At 43.3% G+C, this 16,780-nt stretch carries 13 protein-coding genes; 7 read left to right on the plus strand and 6 right to left on the minus strand.

What is annotated here, in order from left to right:
* Nucleotides 1-25: 25 nt before the first annotated feature.
* Entirely contained in the window at nucleotides 26-1,657 is a 1,632-nt protein-coding gene (locus A1QO_RS02635; protein WP_017039395.1) for a methyl-accepting chemotaxis protein, read from the minus strand.
* A gap of 369 nt (nucleotides 1,658-2,026) precedes the next feature.
* Between A1QO_RS02635 and A1QO_RS02640 the strand changes: the two genes are divergently transcribed.
* From A1QO_RS02640 to A1QO_RS02650, 3 genes are all read left to right on the plus strand, one after another.
* On the plus strand, nucleotides 2,027-3,223 hold the full coding sequence (locus tag A1QO_RS02640; RefSeq protein ID WP_017039396.1) for a glycine C-acetyltransferase: 1,197 nt from the start codon (nucleotides 2,027-2,029) through the stop codon (nucleotides 3,221-3,223).
* 19 nt (nucleotides 3,224-3,242) lie between these two features.
* A complete protein-coding gene (tdh, locus tag A1QO_RS02645) occupies nucleotides 3,243-4,274 on the plus strand; it encodes an L-threonine 3-dehydrogenase (protein ID WP_017039397.1) in 1,032 nt (343 codons plus the stop codon).
* 167 nt (nucleotides 4,275-4,441) lie between these two features.
* Nucleotides 4,442-5,296: a mechanosensitive ion channel family protein gene (locus tag A1QO_RS02650; RefSeq protein WP_017033459.1), complete on the plus strand. Its 855-nt coding sequence runs from the start codon at nucleotides 4,442-4,444 to the stop codon at nucleotides 5,294-5,296.
* Nucleotides 5,297-5,307: 11 nt separating this feature from the next.
* On the opposite strand, the gene A1QO_RS02655 is transcribed toward A1QO_RS02650, so the two are convergent.
* Nucleotides 5,308-5,934 carry an esterase/lipase family protein gene (locus tag A1QO_RS02655; RefSeq protein WP_017037816.1) on the minus strand — a complete coding sequence of 209 codons (627 nt, stop codon included), beginning with the start codon at nucleotides 5,932-5,934 and terminating at the stop codon, nucleotides 5,308-5,310.
* Between the two features lie 271 nt (nucleotides 5,935-6,205).
* Here A1QO_RS02655 and A1QO_RS02660 point away from each other — a divergent pair, with 271 nt between their 5' ends.
* Complete coding sequence (locus tag A1QO_RS02660) at nucleotides 6,206-6,748, plus strand: GNAT family N-acetyltransferase (protein ID WP_017039398.1); 543 nt, start codon at nucleotides 6,206-6,208, stop codon at nucleotides 6,746-6,748.
* 62 nt (nucleotides 6,749-6,810) lie between these two features.
* The gene (locus A1QO_RS02665; protein ID WP_017039399.1) at nucleotides 6,811-7,278 is read left to right on the plus strand and encodes an ASCH domain-containing protein; all 468 of its coding nucleotides are present in this window, start codon (nucleotides 6,811-6,813) and stop codon (nucleotides 7,276-7,278) included.
* A 34-nt stretch (nucleotides 7,279-7,312) separates the two neighbouring features.
* Here A1QO_RS02665 and A1QO_RS02670 read toward each other — a convergent pair whose 3' ends face one another.
* The 3 genes from A1QO_RS02670 to A1QO_RS02680 form a co-directional block, all read right to left on the minus strand.
* Entirely contained in the window at nucleotides 7,313-8,020 is a 708-nt protein-coding gene (locus A1QO_RS02670) for an SDR family NAD(P)-dependent oxidoreductase (RefSeq protein ID WP_017039400.1), read from the minus strand.
* Between the two features lie 104 nt (nucleotides 8,021-8,124).
* Nucleotides 8,125-9,852 carry an RluA family pseudouridine synthase gene (locus A1QO_RS02675; RefSeq protein WP_017039401.1) on the minus strand — a complete coding sequence of 576 codons (1,728 nt, stop codon included), beginning with the start codon at nucleotides 9,850-9,852 and terminating at the stop codon, nucleotides 8,125-8,127.
* A gap of 378 nt (nucleotides 9,853-10,230) precedes the next feature.
* On the minus strand, nucleotides 10,231-10,725 hold the full coding sequence (locus tag A1QO_RS02680) for a hypothetical protein (protein ID WP_017033465.1): 495 nt from the start codon (nucleotides 10,723-10,725) through the stop codon (nucleotides 10,231-10,233).
* A gap of 225 nt (nucleotides 10,726-10,950) precedes the next feature.
* Here A1QO_RS02680 and A1QO_RS02685 point away from each other — a divergent pair, with 225 nt between their 5' ends.
* Nucleotides 10,951-13,311 (plus strand): Lon protease family protein, encoded by a 2,361-nt coding sequence (locus A1QO_RS02685; RefSeq protein ID WP_017033466.1) that lies wholly within the window; start codon nucleotides 10,951-10,953, stop codon nucleotides 13,309-13,311.
* 106 nt (nucleotides 13,312-13,417) lie between these two features.
* Here A1QO_RS02685 and A1QO_RS02690 read toward each other — a convergent pair whose 3' ends face one another.
* Nucleotides 13,418-14,059, minus strand: a complete 642-nt coding sequence (locus A1QO_RS02690) for a L,D-transpeptidase family protein (protein ID WP_017041338.1) — start codon at nucleotides 14,057-14,059, stop codon at nucleotides 13,418-13,420.
* A gap of 321 nt (nucleotides 14,060-14,380) precedes the next feature.
* On the opposite strand from A1QO_RS02690, the gene A1QO_RS02695 reads away from it, so the two are divergent.
* The gene (locus tag A1QO_RS02695) at nucleotides 14,381-16,504 is read left to right on the plus strand and encodes a sensor domain-containing diguanylate cyclase (RefSeq protein ID WP_017033468.1); all 2,124 of its coding nucleotides are present in this window, start codon (nucleotides 14,381-14,383) and stop codon (nucleotides 16,502-16,504) included.
* Nucleotides 16,505-16,780 lie beyond the last annotated feature (276 nt).

A 16,780-nucleotide genomic window follows, 5' to 3' on the forward strand; every position in this document is an offset into this window, starting at 1 on the left:
GAGCTTAGAGCTTAGAGCTTAGAGCTTAGACTTCAAACTCAGCAACCAGGCTATCCAACTTCTGGCATTGTTCCGATAAGCTCATGCAGGCATTATCTGCGCTGTTGACCATCTCAACCATTTGGTAGCTATTATCAGCGATGCGCTGAACGTTCTCATTGACTTCATTACTGACATTAGATTGCTGGCTCGCAGCCGACGCAATTTGTGTGTTCATTTCGTTCATTTGTGCAATGGAATGACGAATTTTATCCAATGATTCCGCAGCGGATCCTGCTGTATCGATAGTGGCGTTACTGCTTTCCTTACTTGCTTCCATCACATTTACGGCTTGCTTTGCCCCTTCTTGCAGTTTTTCAATCATGGATTGAATTTCACCGGTACTTTCTTGTGTTCTGCTCGCCAGTGAACGAACTTCATCAGCAACGACCGCAAATCCTCTTCCTTGCTCACCAGCTCGTGCTGCTTCAATCGCGGCATTGAGAGCCAGTAAATTGGTTTGATCAGCAATGCCACGAATAACATCGAGTATTGATACGATGTTGCCTACGTCGGTATCTAATGTATGAATCACTTGGCTAGCATTGTCTATTTCAGTAGAGAGGCTTTTCATTGATTCGACCGTTTGGCCCAAAATAGCACTGGTTTGGTCTGCTTCATTATTTGCACTGCTACTTGCTTGAGCGGCATCATTGGCATTGTCACTCACTGTGGAACTGGTCACTTGCATCTCATGTACTGCAGTGGCCACAAGCTCACTTTCTTGTTGTTGATTGGAGCTAAATAGAGCAATGCTTTGAGTGAGGGACTTAATGTTTTCCATATCTGCACGAACTGCATTTGAAGAGATAATGACTTCTTCAACCGTCACATGAATCTTCCCGACAAATTGATTGAACGAGTTTGCGACGCGGCCTAGTTCGTCTTGGCTGGTTACTTCCAGGCGCTTCGATAAGTCACCATCGCCCTGTGCAATCTCGGCCATCGCTTTTTCAATACTTCTAAGCGGGGTAATGACGAATCGTTTGATCATCCAAAAAGCGATAGCGCCCGCGATAAGTGCGATAACTAGGCCAGTCTCTACGGTCAGTTTTGCAGATGTGATCGAGCTTTTCACATCGTCGCGAAGTATGTTCTGTTTTTCTTCTATTTGATTACTGATCGCCTTAAGGCTACTTCGCATCGCTTTAAATTCTGCGTTAATCTTGTCTTCATTGTTAGACAGGTAATCAGAAGCGTTATCTGGCTGATTGATCATTGGCTCGTATAACTTTATCCAACGTTCCGTAGCAGTAATTAATTCCTTGAGGTCGGATTCTCCACCTTTTGGTAAAAAGCCAATATCAAAAAGGTTCTGTACCTTTCTCATCCTCGGCACAGCCTTATAGGCATTATCTTTAAACTCCGCGATATGGTACTGAACTTCGCTGCTCGATTGACTTCGCGCAATCCCTTGGGCCGCCACTGTTACCTGATACAAATCTCGATATGCATTTTCTAAACTGCCCATTGCAGGTTGAACGTTTTGGTTTAATAGGGTGTTGAGGTCTTCTTGCTTATTTGCCTGAATAACAGAGAGAAGAGTAGAAGCAATAAAAACAACCAATATCGTGAATAATGGAATGCTAATTTTCTGGGAAATGGATAAACGATTCATGAGGTTATTCCGTAAGTATGATGAATGTGATGCATATGAGTAAGTATGGCACGCTATTTAGGTAAATTATAGATAATGAGATCAATATTCACCAATTAAGAGTATTGATTTTCATAGAAATTTTCTATCGAAAAGATTAATGATTGTAAGTTATGAAGTTTGTTCCAACTTTCAACACCAGCTTTCAACACCATTTTTTAACACTATATGTGCCTGTAGTTCACGAATGCTATTCCATGTTGCGGGATAATGGTCGAGATAGAGTTGGTTTACACTATGACGAGCTAGTTTGACATGGCCAATATGTCAAACCCCTACAATAAACAACTATGCTTGTTTAACTATAAGAACGAGTAAGGAATAGTGCTGATGTCATCGTCATTTTATCAACAAATCCAAAATCAAATTAACGAAGTGAAAGAAGAAGGACTGTATAAGTCTGAGCGTGTGATTACTTCGGCTCAAAAGGCTTCTGTTTCTATTTCTACTGGGGAAGAGGTTCTTAACTTCTGCGCCAATAATTACTTGGGTCTGGCTAATCATCCTGCATTAATCGACGCGGCAAAGTCGGGTATGGATGAACATGGCTTTGGCATGGCATCGGTTCGATTTATTTGTGGCACTCAAGATTCACACAAAGAGCTAGAGCAAAAACTATCTACGTTCCTAGGTAAAGAAGACACGATTCTTTATACCTCTTGCTTTGACGCGAATACGGGTTTATTTGAAACAATTTTAGGTAAAGAAGATGCGATCATTTCAGATGCATTGAACCATGCGTCAATTATTGATGGCGTGCGTCTTTGTAAAGCAATGCGCTTTCGCTACGCAAATAACGATATGGAGCAACTAGAGCAGCGCTTAATCGAAGCGAAAGAAGCGGGTGCTCGTCATACATTGATCGTCACTGATGGTGTTTTTTCAATGGACGGCGTAGTGGCTAACCTTCCTGCTATCTGTGACCTTGCAGACAAGTACGATGCACTAGTAATGGTTGATGACTCTCACGCAGTGGGCTTCATGGGCCAAAATGGTGCAGGAACTCATGAGCATCATGACGTCATCGATCGCATTGATTTCATTACCGGAACACTCGGCAAAGCCATGGGTGGCGCTTCAGGCGGTTACACTTCTGGTAAGAAAGAAGTGATCGACTGGCTACGTCAGCGTTCTCGTCCATACCTATTTTCAAATTCAGTTGCGCCTGCGATTGTTTCAGCTTCTATCCGTGTCATTGATCTTCTTAAAGAGTCTGGCGACTTACGTACTAAGCTGTGGGAAAACGCAGCACATTTCCGTACTCGTATGGAAGCGGCTGGCTTTACGATGGGCGGTGCTGATCACGCGATCATCCCCATTATGCTGGGTGATGCAAAAGTCGCGGCTGAGTTCGCTGAGCGAGCGCTAGAGAAGGGCATCTATGTGGTCGCGTTCTCATTCCCGGTTGTTCCTAAAGGACAAGCACGTATTCGTACCCAAATGTCAGCAGCGCACAGCCGCGAGCAACTCGATACGGCCATTGATGCCTTTATCCAAGTCGGTAAAGACATGGGGATCATCGCTTAATCAGGCGAGAGGAATAATTATGAAAATCAAAGCACTATCGAAACTAAAACCTGAAGAAGGCATTTGGATGACCGAGGTTGAAAAACCTGAAATGGGTCATAATGATCTTCTTATTCGTATTAAGAAAACCGCAATTTGTGGTACTGACGTACATATCTACAACTGGGATGAGTGGTCACAAAACACAATCCCAGTACCTATGGTAGTAGGTCACGAATACGTGGGTGAAGTTGTTGGCATTGGCCAAGAAGTTCGTGGTTTTGAAATCGGCGACCGTGTATCTGGCGAAGGTCACATCACATGTGGTCACTGTCGTAACTGTCGTGGCGGCCGTACTCACCTTTGTCGTAACACAACAGGTGTTGGTGTTAACCGCACTGGTGCGTTCTCTGAGTTCCTTGTGATTCCTGCGTTCAACGCATTTAAGATCCCTGCAGAAATCTCTGACGATCTAGCTTCAATCTTTGACCCGTTTGGTAACGCAGTACACACAGCACTTTCTTTCGACCTAGTTGGCGAAGACGTGCTAATTACTGGTGCTGGCCCAATCGGTATCATGGCTGCAGCAGTAGCAAAACACGTTGGGGCTCGCCACGTGGTCATTACCGATGTAAACGAATACCGCCTAGATCTGGCTAAGAAAATGGGCGTAACTCGCGCTGTTAACGTGATGGAAGATAAGCTAGAAGACGTGATGGCTGATCTCGGGATGACTGAGGGCTTCGATGTTGGTTTAGAAATGTCGGGCAACCCATCAGCGTTCAACAGCATGCTGACTAACATGAACCACGGCGGCAAGATCTCTCTACTAGGTATTCCACCATCCGACATGGCAGTAGACTGGAATCAGGTTATTTTTAAAGGCCTGGTGATCAAAGGTATATACGGCCGTGAGATGTTCGAAACTTGGTACAAAATGGCATCTTTGATTCAGTCAGGCTTAGACCTGTCTCCAATCATCACGCACCACTATAAAGTGGACGATTTCCAGAAAGGCTTCGACATGATGCGCTCTGGAATGTCTGGTAAGGTCATCCTAGATTGGGAATAGCCTTGGTTAAGTCAGTCTAGGCAGTAAGGGAAAAGTCGAGCACTATGCTCGGCTTTTTTGTTCGAATTCACCATTTTTCTTTTTGATGGCTAGAATCAGTGTGTAATGAGTCCGTAACTCATTTAATATGCGTTACAGCGTTTGTCTCTACAATTAAGGAGTAGAGGGTGGAAAAGGTTTACCTCGTTATTAATTTTTTACTGGGTCACAAAGGCCTAACTAGTGCTCTGATCTTGCTGTTGATTATCATGATTCGTCGCCTAATTTTGTCAGGTATTCGCGGCGATGACTTGTTCCTTTCAGAAGAACAGCGTAATTGGATGTCACGGACAAAAAATGGGGCCTTTGCGGCCTTTGTTATTTTAATATTCATGCTATGGCAATCTGAAATCGCGGAGTTTGCCTTATCGGTAACGGCGATTGCTGTGGCTATTGTGGTTGCTTCAAAAGAGATTATTCTTTGTTTTACCGGGTCAATTCAGCGTGCCAGTTCACGGTCGTTTCGTATTGGTGACTGGATAGAAGTTGGAAAAATAAGTGGTGAGGTAATTGAGCACAACTTAATGGCTACTGTTATCCAAGAGATTGATTTGCACCATGGTCAATATCACTACACAGGTAAAACCGCCACCTTGCCCAATAGCATGTTCTTTACGTTCCCAGTGAAGAACCTTAACTTTATGAAACGATATGTATACCACAGCTTTTCCATCGTCGTGCAAGACTTTGTTAACTTATATCCGATGATTGAAGGGCTTACGGAAAAGGTCGACGAGCATTGTTTAGATTTTATTGAAGTTGCGCGCCGATATAATATCGTGATTGAAAAACGAGCGGGCGTTGACTTACCGGGTCCGGAGCCACATATTCATATTAGTAGTATGCCAACTGGTGAGCAGTCTGTTCATTATATGATCTTTTGTCCAACTGAACGTGCTTCACATTTAGAGCAACTAATTCGAGAAGATTTTATGAAAGAATATCACCAGCGTTTTGAAATAAACACAGGTGATCCAGCTTAATCGCTGTCTATTTATTTTCTACTGGTCTTGTTAAAAGCATTGAACTGAATGAAGTGATCTATCTGATTCGGTATGACATTGCTGTAAAGCAAGCTAGTGTGGTTACTGTTGATGGTAACGTGATCCGTCAAACCGTTGATTTTTGTTTCCTCAACGGTGACGGTTCCATCCGACAACTTTTCACTCCCCAAAAGTATTGGCCTTAAACCTATTGATTGAGTTCCCGCGATACACCCTAGTTTTTGCGGGAAATCCCAAGTATCGTTATGTTTCTCCAGCCCATGCTTAGTCGAATTCCCTAAAATCGCGCCTAGACCTAATTCTGAAATTTTTTCAGCAATCGAAGCCCCTTGAATAGGCGAACCAATCGCGATGACGTGTGAAACTCGAACGTTAGATGGTTTTCGGCTTGTCAGGTAATGTTTGATCATCAACCCGCCAAGGCTATGGCCTACCAGTATATTGGTTTCGAAAGGGTCAAGAAGCGCATCAATCTGTTTGAAAACGTTTTCTGCGTTTATGTTAAGCGAATTGTAGCTAAGTACATCCGTGTGGTAGCCCAGCTTATCTAGGCGCTGACTTAATGGAAGCAGGGCAATACCATGCATGTAAAGGCCGTGCAGAAAGACTATTTTCATTGATCCACTCCTGCTAATTGTTGACATGAGATTAGAGCTTTTAGCCAACCTAACAAAAATTGAATGGAAATGGGGAGTTATTTTTAATGAACTTCTCAAATAGTGTTGTGAATCAATTCGATATTGAGCCGTTACGGGGAGTCATTTTATAAACAGTCATTTCACAAATAGCGCCATGACAAACACCTAGATTACAAAACATATGTTACATTCACTACACCAATGGAAGGCGCAGTAAACTATTGAAAAACAAAGCCCCAAAGGAGAAGTGGTGTTTAAGCTAGAGACAGAACATGTATTGCTACGTGATATGAAAAAAAGTGATGAAGCCGCCTTTATCGCTATTTCTCAAGACCCTAAGTATCAACGCTTTTACGATGAGTCAGATTGCGGTCCTGAAAAATACCGCCAGCTAACAGCGCTGTTCATCGAGCAAGCGGCAGAGAATCCACGTCGGTCGTTTCAATTGGCGATAGAGCACAAAGAGAGTGGTCTGTTTATTGGGACAGTGTGCCTGCGTTTGGAGCCAGACAATCAAGCATCTTTTGGTTGCGGGCTGAGTAGAGAATATCAAGGTCGAGGGCTGATCAAGGAAGCGGCCGTCGCCCTCGCAAGTTATGGCTTTTCTGAGCTGGGTGTCCACAGGATCTATGCAGAAACCATCAGTAAAAACAGAGCAGCTATCCATTTATGTCAGTCGCTTGGCATGAAGCAAGAAGCCTGTTTTCGTGAGCATCGTTTCTTTAAAAAGCAATGGTGGGATACGGTTGTACTAGCCGTTCTGAGCCATGAATGGCAAGTGAAGAGTGAGTAATATCGTGGGTATGATGATGCTCTAACCATCGTTAACCGCTTACTGGATTATTAGGAATAGAAATGAACGCAGTACAACAGGCTTATTTGGATCAATACCTATCAACGTTGACCCCAACCGAACAACTCAAATCATGCAAGGCTATTGCGGAACACTATTGCGCCGATGAATACAATGCAAATGAATGTGCCCGTTTAATTAGCCTTGGAATAAAGCGCGCTTCCTGCAGCCTAAAAGCAGGGTATGAGGCTGAAAATGAGCCTTTACCAGAAGTCGGACTGTTAACGGTCGTGCTTAACTGGAAACAAGAGCCAGTTTGTATCGTAAAAATGACGGAAGTTTCGATATGCCCGTTTAATCAAGTGACTCGAGAATTCGCCGAGTCAGAAGGAGAAGGCGATGGTAGCTACGAATGCTGGCGTGCTGCGCATATTAATTTCTTCTCAAAATATGCGCAAGAGGTGGGTGTCGAATTCAATGAAACCTCGAATTTAGTATTAGAGCGATTCGTTAAAGTTTACCCTGAGTAGTCTCTAAAACGGTCGATGACTCACCAGAACTTAACTACCAGGGTATTTCCTTGCCATCGAAGCTATAAAACTTGCCAGTATCTTCTGATGTCGTTGTTTCTATCATGCTAGCTAACTGAGCCGCGACGTATTGGGGAGTGAACAGCTTGTGTTCGGGCACGTTTTTTTGATAAGGCTTAGAAAGTGACGTGTCAGTGGTCCCTGGGTGGAAAGCAAACATACAGCAGTTATGCTTTTTCCGTTGCCACTCGATACTAATGGTCTTAATCGCCATATTCAAAGCGGCTTTCGAGCACCGATAGCTAATCCATCCCCCCAGTTGATTATCTTCAATGCTACCCACTCTGGCGGACAGAGAGACGAAATGGCTCAATGACTTTGATTTAAGGTGTTGGCCGAAGTATCGAGCTAATAACAGCGTTGAGACGGTGTTAATCGATAGATTCTGGTTAAAGAAATCCACATCAAAAGCATTGATGGTTTTTTCAGGTGAATGCTCTGGCCCGGTTAGCACACCAACCGCGTTGACCAAAACATCCAATTTTGGGATCGCATTCGCTAGCTCTTCTATATCACCTTCAGCCGTGACATCGACTTTATGCCAATTCAGGTTAGGGGCCGAAATATTAGGTTGAGCGTTGCGATAAGTCGCGTAGACAGTCTGGGTGTTATTGGAGGATAAAAAGTGCTCGATGAGCGCCAAACCAATACCACCGGAGCCGCCAATAATCAGTATGTTCAAAGGTCAGATCTCCATAATGGTTAGGGCGTGTTGATCACTATAGTACATACAAAAAGGCAGTTTGAGTATCAAAGTGACGTGTCTTCCCATCATAGGGCGATTCATTAAAAATCCGAGGGCGCTGTAAATTCGATAAGATCATGACTGACTGGGTGGCGCAGCTTCAGATACCCCGCATGCAAGTATAAGCGCTTATCTTTGAAACCGTATAAATCATCTCCGACAATCGGCGTATTAAGACCTGATGAATGGGCACAATGTACTCTAAGTTGGTGGGTTCGACCTGTTTTGGGGTACAAATCAACCTTGGTTCGGTGACCGATTGTTTCAATAACTTGATAGTCAGTTTGCGCGTTGCGGCCACTACGATGACACACCATCTGTCTTGGCCTGTCCTCTATGTCTCCGCGCAAGGGAAGTGCGATTGTCCCACTTCCTTGGTTCAGGAGTCCTTCAAGCAGTGCAGTATAACGTTTCACTACAGAGCGATTAATAAACTGTTGCTGAACGTGTTTGTTTGCCTCTGAGGTGAGCGCGAAAATGATCAACCCAGAGGTCGACATATCTAATCGATGAACAACCAGTGGCCCAGTGGCGTTAGGGTAACGAACTTGCATACGTGCATGAACAGAGTCGCTAATATACTTTCCCGATACCGATAAGAACTCGGCTGGTTTATTCACCACGACGAGCACATCATCTTCGTAGATGATTTCAAGCTCTTTATTTAAAGAAGGGGTTTGTTTTAGGGGACTTTCATCGGTTTCAATCCCTTCGAGCATGTGTTCCAAAATTTCAAAGCACTTACTTTGACATACGGGGTAGAGGTTTTTATGTTGGCGAATTTGATGGTAAGGCGATGCGCCCCACCAAAACTCTCCCAAAGCTAAAGGTGTCAATCCATATTGAAAAGCCGTTTGCAGTAATTTAGGCAGGTTTTCTTCACTCGAGCCCGCTATGGGGGCTTTTTGATCATTAGCTTCGTTTTTTTGGTTCGATCGGCCTAGATTGAACAGGTCATACGTGCTTTTTAACTCACCTTCACGATTTAAGAATCGACAGGATTTGTGCTTTTCATCTGCAATCCGCGCTATGACTTGTTGACGTTTTTGCTGTAGGTTTTTAATCTCGGTTTCGGTATCTTGAATAAGCGGAATTAGCTCATCAAGCAATTGATTCCATTTATTTTTAATCAGTTTTAGTTCTTGTTTTTCTTTACTGCTTTGGCGACCTAATTCGTGAATGATCGCTTTCAATTGCTGTTCATCAAGATCGTTACCGAGGCGCAATTCGGCTTCTTTGCGCCGTTCTTTACGCTTAGCTTTATTCAATACTAAAGCGGTTTGACCGTCAGTAATTTCAGTCTCAGCGTGGGCTTTCATGCTTGTATATCGTGCTTTTCTTTCTATAAATACCGGGTTGTCCGTTAGCGAGAGAATATGCGTATCCAGTGTGTTCTTTTTTTCAATCCATTGAGCTTGAGAATTCGTGTCAACACCAGGGTCATAAATAGGGTCAACGAAGAAATTTGGAATGTCACTTTCGTCAGGTAATTTAGAGCGCACACTAGATCCAGAAAAAGAGGATAAATACCCAAGTTCCCCTTGCTGGGTTTCGACCACTAAAACCGCAAACATTTTCCCTTGATCAGAAAAATCATGTTTCCATTCTTTCTGTGTTGCTAAATAGTGTTGCAATTCACTCATCGCAGTGACAGCAAGTGGATGAGGCGTATAGTAATAGGGAAACGTAAAGCGTTTTGGTCGTGGTAAGTGGTCTATTGAACGTTTAAAAGACGATAGCTTGTTTGCCAATACTGGTTGCGGATTCATTTTTTGTGCTCATACGTCGCAATACAAAGGTCAAGAAGAATGAGAGACAGCCCTTCATCGATGTGGGCGCATTTTACCTAGGGGATAACAGGCTGTACAGAAGTGAATTATGCTGCGGTAATAACACTTACATTCACTCAATTTAGAAAAATGCACCCAAAGTAAACACCATGATAGATAGGGCGGGAGAAGTTTTGGAGCGATTTCTGGGCTGGGTTTACATTGTAAATCTGATAAGTCAGTTGATTAGGGATCGCCGTTTCGATAATGAACATAAAGAAAAGCGCTGCTTCCTTGCAACGCTTGTACTCCGGCGGCCAAACCGAAAAACTGTATGTCATTAAGTATAGGCGTAGTTTTGATAAACTGCCTATTTTATTAATTTAAAGTGTGGCAGTGAGTTTGCCGGCCCGATGCGGTGCGAATTTGGTTAAAGTAGTGATGCGACTTTTGTAAGGTATCGAACTCTAGCATCCAAGTAGCACTGCGTTGAGAGACACATAATTGACCAATATGTAATACAAGGTCATCACTGTACTTATTCAAGACACTGAGTGCTTTTAATATCAACGGGCACTCTTCAATCGAGATGAACTGGAACTCACAATAGCTCTGGTTGAGTACCTCGAATGCACATTGTTGACGCCCCATTTTGAGTAATATTTGGGATTGCGCGATGGATGCATCCCTTAGCGTCGAGATGAGAGCGATAAACTGGCACACTTCCACCTCTTCTTTACATAGAGCTTCATTAATATGAAAAGGAATATAATGAAGTACATCTTCCAATAGACAATGTGCTTCTGGCCAGTGCCCTTGTTCCAATAATTGCTGGGCTTTTTGGAAGGTCCTCCAACATTGTTGAATATTCATCATAATCCTTTATTCAGCGAGATAAATTATTGTAAATGAAATTCATTATCATTTACAAGTGCCAAATTCATAATTGAAAGGATTTATTTAGAGGAGGAGCTAATGACATGAGATTGGTGGATATTTGTCCACTTAAACTCGATTTGGGTCTAAGTCACTAAAAAATCGATGAAATGCATCTAAACTGATTTAAGTACCAGAGCAATAATTACCAAGGAGGTAGTGATGGCGATTCAAAGATTGAACACTGAGCAACTTTATAACACGGCTCTATTAGAGCAGTTGCCTTGCAAATCGACCAAAGAACTGGCTCCCATTGACGAGATCGTCGGTCAGAAAAGAGCCCAGAAAGCCGTAGAGTTTGCCATGTCTATCAAAGAGAAAGGCTATAACATCTACGCGATTGGCCAAAATGGGTTGGGCAAGCGCACGATGATTTTGCGCTATTTAAACCGCCACAAACATGATTCAGACACCATGTTTGACTGGTGTTATGTGGCTAATTTTGAAGATATCCGCACACCCAAAGTGCTTAAATTACCTTGTGGAGTCGGAGCAAAATTAAAGCAAGACATAGAAAAGCTAATGACCAAGTTAGTCAATGCATTGCCTTTAGCGTTCGACAATGAAATGTACATCTCTCGTGCTGAAAAACTTAAAAATCAATTGGCAGATAAACAACAAGTTGAGCTCGACAAAATAGGTAAGGAAGCGAAAGAAAAGGGCATTAGCCTGACCTTAACCACACAGGGCGACTATCAGTTTATTGCGATGGATGGGGAGGAATTACACACTGAAGAATCTTTCGACGAGCTCAGCAAGAAAGATCAAGAAGAGTTCGGAGCCAGCATCGATGAATTGGAAATAGAGTTGCGATCAATGGTTCGTCAACTCACTGAATGGGAAGAGGGTTACAGTGAAAAAATTAAAAAGCTGAACGACGAAGTGACATTGGATGTCATTACCCACTTCATTAAGCAGTTGAAGCTTGATTACAATGGTTATTCCATGATCAAGTCATACCTCACCGACTTACAAAAAGACATTGTTGAAAATGCCGATATTTTCTTAGATGAAGCCGTCGAACAAGGTGAAATGGCCACCGCTTCATTAGATAAAAAGCTTCCGAGACGATACAAAGTGAACGTTCTGGTTAGCCGTTCAGGAGAGGACTTCCCCATTGTGGTTGAAGAGAGCCCGAATTATCACTCACTCTTTGGCTATATAGAAACAGCCACATTCAAAGGAACCGTATTTACCGATTTCTCGTTGATTCGGCCTGGCAGTTTGCACAAAGCCAATGGTGGCGTGCTAATGATGGATGCACAAAAAGTGCTAGAGCAGCCTTATGTTTGGGAAGGGCTTAAACGGGCATTACGCTCAAGGCAGTTAAGTTTCACCTCGCTAGAAAAAGAGGTCACGTTAACCGGAGCGGTATCACTCGATCCAGAGCCGATTCCGCTTGATGTGAAAATTATCCTGTTTGGCGACCACCGTACGTATCAACTGCTGCAACATTACGATCCAGAGTTTATTGAACTGTTTCGGGTTACTGCTGATTTTGAAGATGAAATGAAGCGCACCTCAGAAGCTGAACTGCATTACGCAAGGTTCATTTCGAGCATCATTCATGATAACAACTTGCTTCATTGCGATCGTAAAGCCATCGCAAGAATTATTGAACATAGCTCGCGCTTGTCAGGCGACCAAACTAAGCTATCTCTTCACTCAGCGAGCATTGCAAATTTAATTCGCGAATCCAATTACGTTGCTCGCCAAGCTAACTCCAACATGATTCGAGCGAGTCATGTCGAAGAGGCGTTGAGTAATCAGATAATGAGAGTTAGCCGACTCCAAGATAGCGTTATGGAAAGCTACATTAATGGGACTACACTCATTCAAACAGAGGGTGCAGCCGTTGGACAGGTCAATGCGTTGTCGGTGCTTAGCACCAGTGATCATATGTTTGGTGCCCCTAACCGAATCACTGCGACTACGGCATATGGCGATGGAGAAGTGATTGATATAGAGAGAAGCGTTGACCTTGGTGGAAGTATTCACTCCAAAGGGGTGATGATCTTAACGGCTTATCTCTCTTCAGTATTCGGCAAAACGGCTAGGGTACCGCTAACGACAAACATTACCTTTGAGCAATCCTATGGTGGTGTCGATGGTGACAGTGCCAGCATGGCTGAGTTTTGTGCAGTGGTTTCGGCATTTTCTAAGCAACCTAACCGCCAAGACATTGCCATTACCGGTTCAATGAACCAGTTTGGCGAGTCACAGCCAATTGGTGGAGTGAATGAGAAGATAGAAGGGTTTTTCGATGTTTGTAAAATTAAGGGGCGCACCAATGAGCAAGGGGTCGTGATCCCTCGTTCTAACATGCATAACTTAATGTTAAGACCGGACATAGTTAAAGCCGTCGACAAAGGTGAATTCCATATTTGGGCCATCGAGCATGTCACTGAAGCGATTGAAATCTTCACTGGAAAAGTGGCGGGTGTAGCGAGTGATGAAGGCAGCTACCCCATCGATACTATTTATGGTATTGCCCAAGCTAAACTGAATGCGTTACGGAAGTGAATAATGCATTAGGTAGATAGAGTGTTAATGATGGCTGTCTAGGGCAAATTCATCCATCCAACTAAAAGGGGTGCCCTCATCGTCGCCCCTGATTTTTTCCATTAGCTTACCATTCAATTAAAATCGGAGTCCCCGATTCCACTAAACTGAGAAAAACATCCATTTCAGCATTGGTGATGGCGATACAACCATTGGTCCAATCAAAACTCTGAACGTATTCTGGTTTTCTACGATCACCATTCTTTAGACCATGAATTTTAATGTTCCCACCTGGGTTAATACCTTTATAGCGGGCCCATTCAATGTCTTTCTGGTTGGGGTAATCGATGTGTATAGAGCGATAAAAAGCCGAATGTTCAATAACGAAATCGAGGTTGTACAGCCCTTCGGGCGTTCTTTGATCGCCTTCCCATAGCTTATGTCCTTTTGGGCGAGCACCGAGAGCAATGCGAAATTCTTGAATGACAGTCTCATCTTTCAACAGGTACATTCTGCGCTTCGACTTATCGACTTTCACCAGATCGATCGTACTGTTTCTCGAACTTTCTACTCTTTTCGATTTATCTACACTTTTCAGTCTATCTGCTCTATCTGCTCTATCTGCTCTATCTGCTCTATCTGGACCAGAAATCATCACAGAACTCGTCAGTTGTATTGAACCAGAAACGGGTGGTGTCATGAGTAATACGAGCAAGGTCATGATGACTGTCAATAGCGCCGAATTAAGAGAGATTGATATACGAGACATGGATACCATGAATGAACCGGTGAGAATCTAATGATTATAGACAATTTTGGCTTTTTTGGGGCACTGAAATACCATCAAACTCACCATATGAATTCGACAAACGAGACAACGGAATTTATTTTTTCTGGAAAATAAATAAAAATGCAACCGTGAAAGGTGAAGAACATTGGAAACAATGTCATATAAATGTCGTTTGTCTCATGAATGTTGAACTCAAAATAGTCATTTTGCGGCCGAGTTAACAGTGAAGGCGGTGATGGATTGATTGCATAAGGGGAGACCGCGACTATAGAAGCATAAAATAAAAATAAGGCTTAGATTATGTTTCAAAGAGCGCTCTTAAAGCAGATATCATCAGCGAGAAGTAATCGGTATCTGGCTCATACCCTATTTAGCTATTTAGATGAACTCATACAACCTAAAGCGATGAGTATCGTCAATGAGCCAAAGCCCGGTGATCGACCAAAGCCTCTTTATTCTCAATCTCAAGGTCTCGATTTTTCTCATTACCCGAGCAGCTTTTGGGGTTGGGCAGCGCAGTTTGACACGTCTGATAGCTTGTTACCTCTAGCTATTAATACCTGCAATTGGGACCCTATTTCACTCATGGGGGGCGATTCTTACATCTTCATGTTAGACAACCATCCTTCTGCGAGAACATATCTTATTCTAGAAGGGGTAGATGGAAGCGTATTTACCGAGTTGGACCAGAAGAGCCAGTTTGACTGTTTAATTATTATTGCCTCGCGCTGGCAGTGCATTCGAGCTGAACGGGATGCTTCTCAAGAATTTAAGCAAAGAGACATTAAAGAAGCTAAATATATTGATGAACTTAAACAGCGTGAAGCGTTTATCGATAACATGAAACTGGTTCAAAAAGTGGCGATGAATATGTCGGCACCAGAAACGTTAGATGACCTCTACAAATTTGCGGTTGAGTCTGTCAGGCAGGATCTTGGCTTTGATCGTGCTGTTTTTATGCTCCTCGATATGAAAAAGCGCTGCTTTAGCGGGACTTATGGGACTAATGAAAAAGGGAAAACCGTCAGTGAACATCATACTCAATACGATCTGCACCAGCTTGAAGATGAGTATATTGAAGTTCTGTTTGACGAAGATCGTACCGTTGTATTAATTGAAGAAGCGCCCTTGTATACCGCTGGTAAGGTGGTAGGCCAAGGGTGGAATGGTATGCTGGTCTTGCGTGATGGAACCGAAACCATTGGTTGGATAGCGGTGGACAATTTCATCAACCGGATGCCAATTACCTCCTATCAGAAACAGGCACTGGAAGCCTTTGGTTCTCACCTCTCGCAGATATACATCCGTAAGCGCCAAGAGCAGAATGTCCGCATGTTGCATGCCAGTATGGTTGAATTGTCACGATGCATGAAAACCAGTGAAGTGTGTAAATCTGCGGTTATGTTCGCAATCAATCGACTGGGCATTGATCGGCTTGCGGTCTTCCTTACTGATTCAGAGTGCAGCTACATGCAAGGGACGTGGGGAACCGATATACAGGGTAATGTGGTTGATGAATCCTATTATCGTTCATCAACTCATGATCGTACGATTGTCAATTTGGCACGTCAGAGCCCAAATGAAGTGGTGTTTGAAGAGTCGGTGCCCATTTACCACGATTTTAATATTGTGGGGTTTGGCTGGACAGCAATGACCATGCTAACGAGTAACAGCGGCGAGCCCATCGCATTTATCGCAGCGGATAACCTTTTGAAGCGAACTCCGCTTACTTCTCAGTTGCGTGAGGTGGTACGCATGTTTGCCTCCAACCTGACAGAGGTCCTATTAAGAACCCGTGCTCAGCAGGCGATTCACGAGCTGAATGCGAGTCTTGAGCAGCAGGTGAAAAGTAGAACGAAGCAGCTGGAAGAAGCGAATGAGAAGCTCGAGTTATTGTCTAAAATGGACCCTCTAACACGGCTCGGCAATCGTCGGATGTTAGAGCACCTAATGGAAAGCAAATGTTTGGCGCAAAAACAAGTCAAAACAAAATATGGTTTAATTTTGTTAGATATCGACCATTTTGGGCTGTTTAATAATCATTATGGTCATCTAGAGGGCGACATTGCGTTAATGCGTGTGGGGAACATTTTGAAACGATATACCCAGCATGACGATGAAGTTTTCTGCCGAATCGGTGGCGAAGAATTTGTGTTGTTAGTGGCCAATAAAAGCATCGAATCAGTACGAGTACTGGCGGAACTCATTCGTGAAGATATTGAAATGGAATCTATCCCTCATAAGCCCAGCCCAACTCAGGATGTATTAACGGTTTCCATTGGTTACACTGTTATGGAACTGGACACCGATAAATTTAACTTTGATTTGTTGTACGGTGAATCGGATAAAGCGTTATACCGAGCAAAAGAGGAAGGGCGAAATTGCGTAATGAGTATTATGGATCATCATGAAAAGGTGAAATGATACACAATGTAAATGACACGCCCGTATAAACAAGCGTTAAAGTCGATGTGTCAGCTCTAGTTTGAACGAATGACGTTAATGCACTTCTGACAATAAAACGGCCTTCTGAGCCGTTTTGTTGTCTGCAAAGTAAAGAGAGGTAACTTAAACTCTGATTTCAGTCCCCTCTCGTCATTTTCTAGACTTAATGCCGCTACATGCCGCTAAACGGTATGTTACTAAACGGCATGTCGCTAAATCGTATTCGCCAAGCTGTATTCCAGTTAACTGCATTTC

Source organism: Vibrio genomosp. F10 str. ZF-129 (assembly GCF_000287055.2).
Lineage (GTDB): Bacteria > Pseudomonadota > Gammaproteobacteria > Enterobacterales > Vibrionaceae > Vibrio.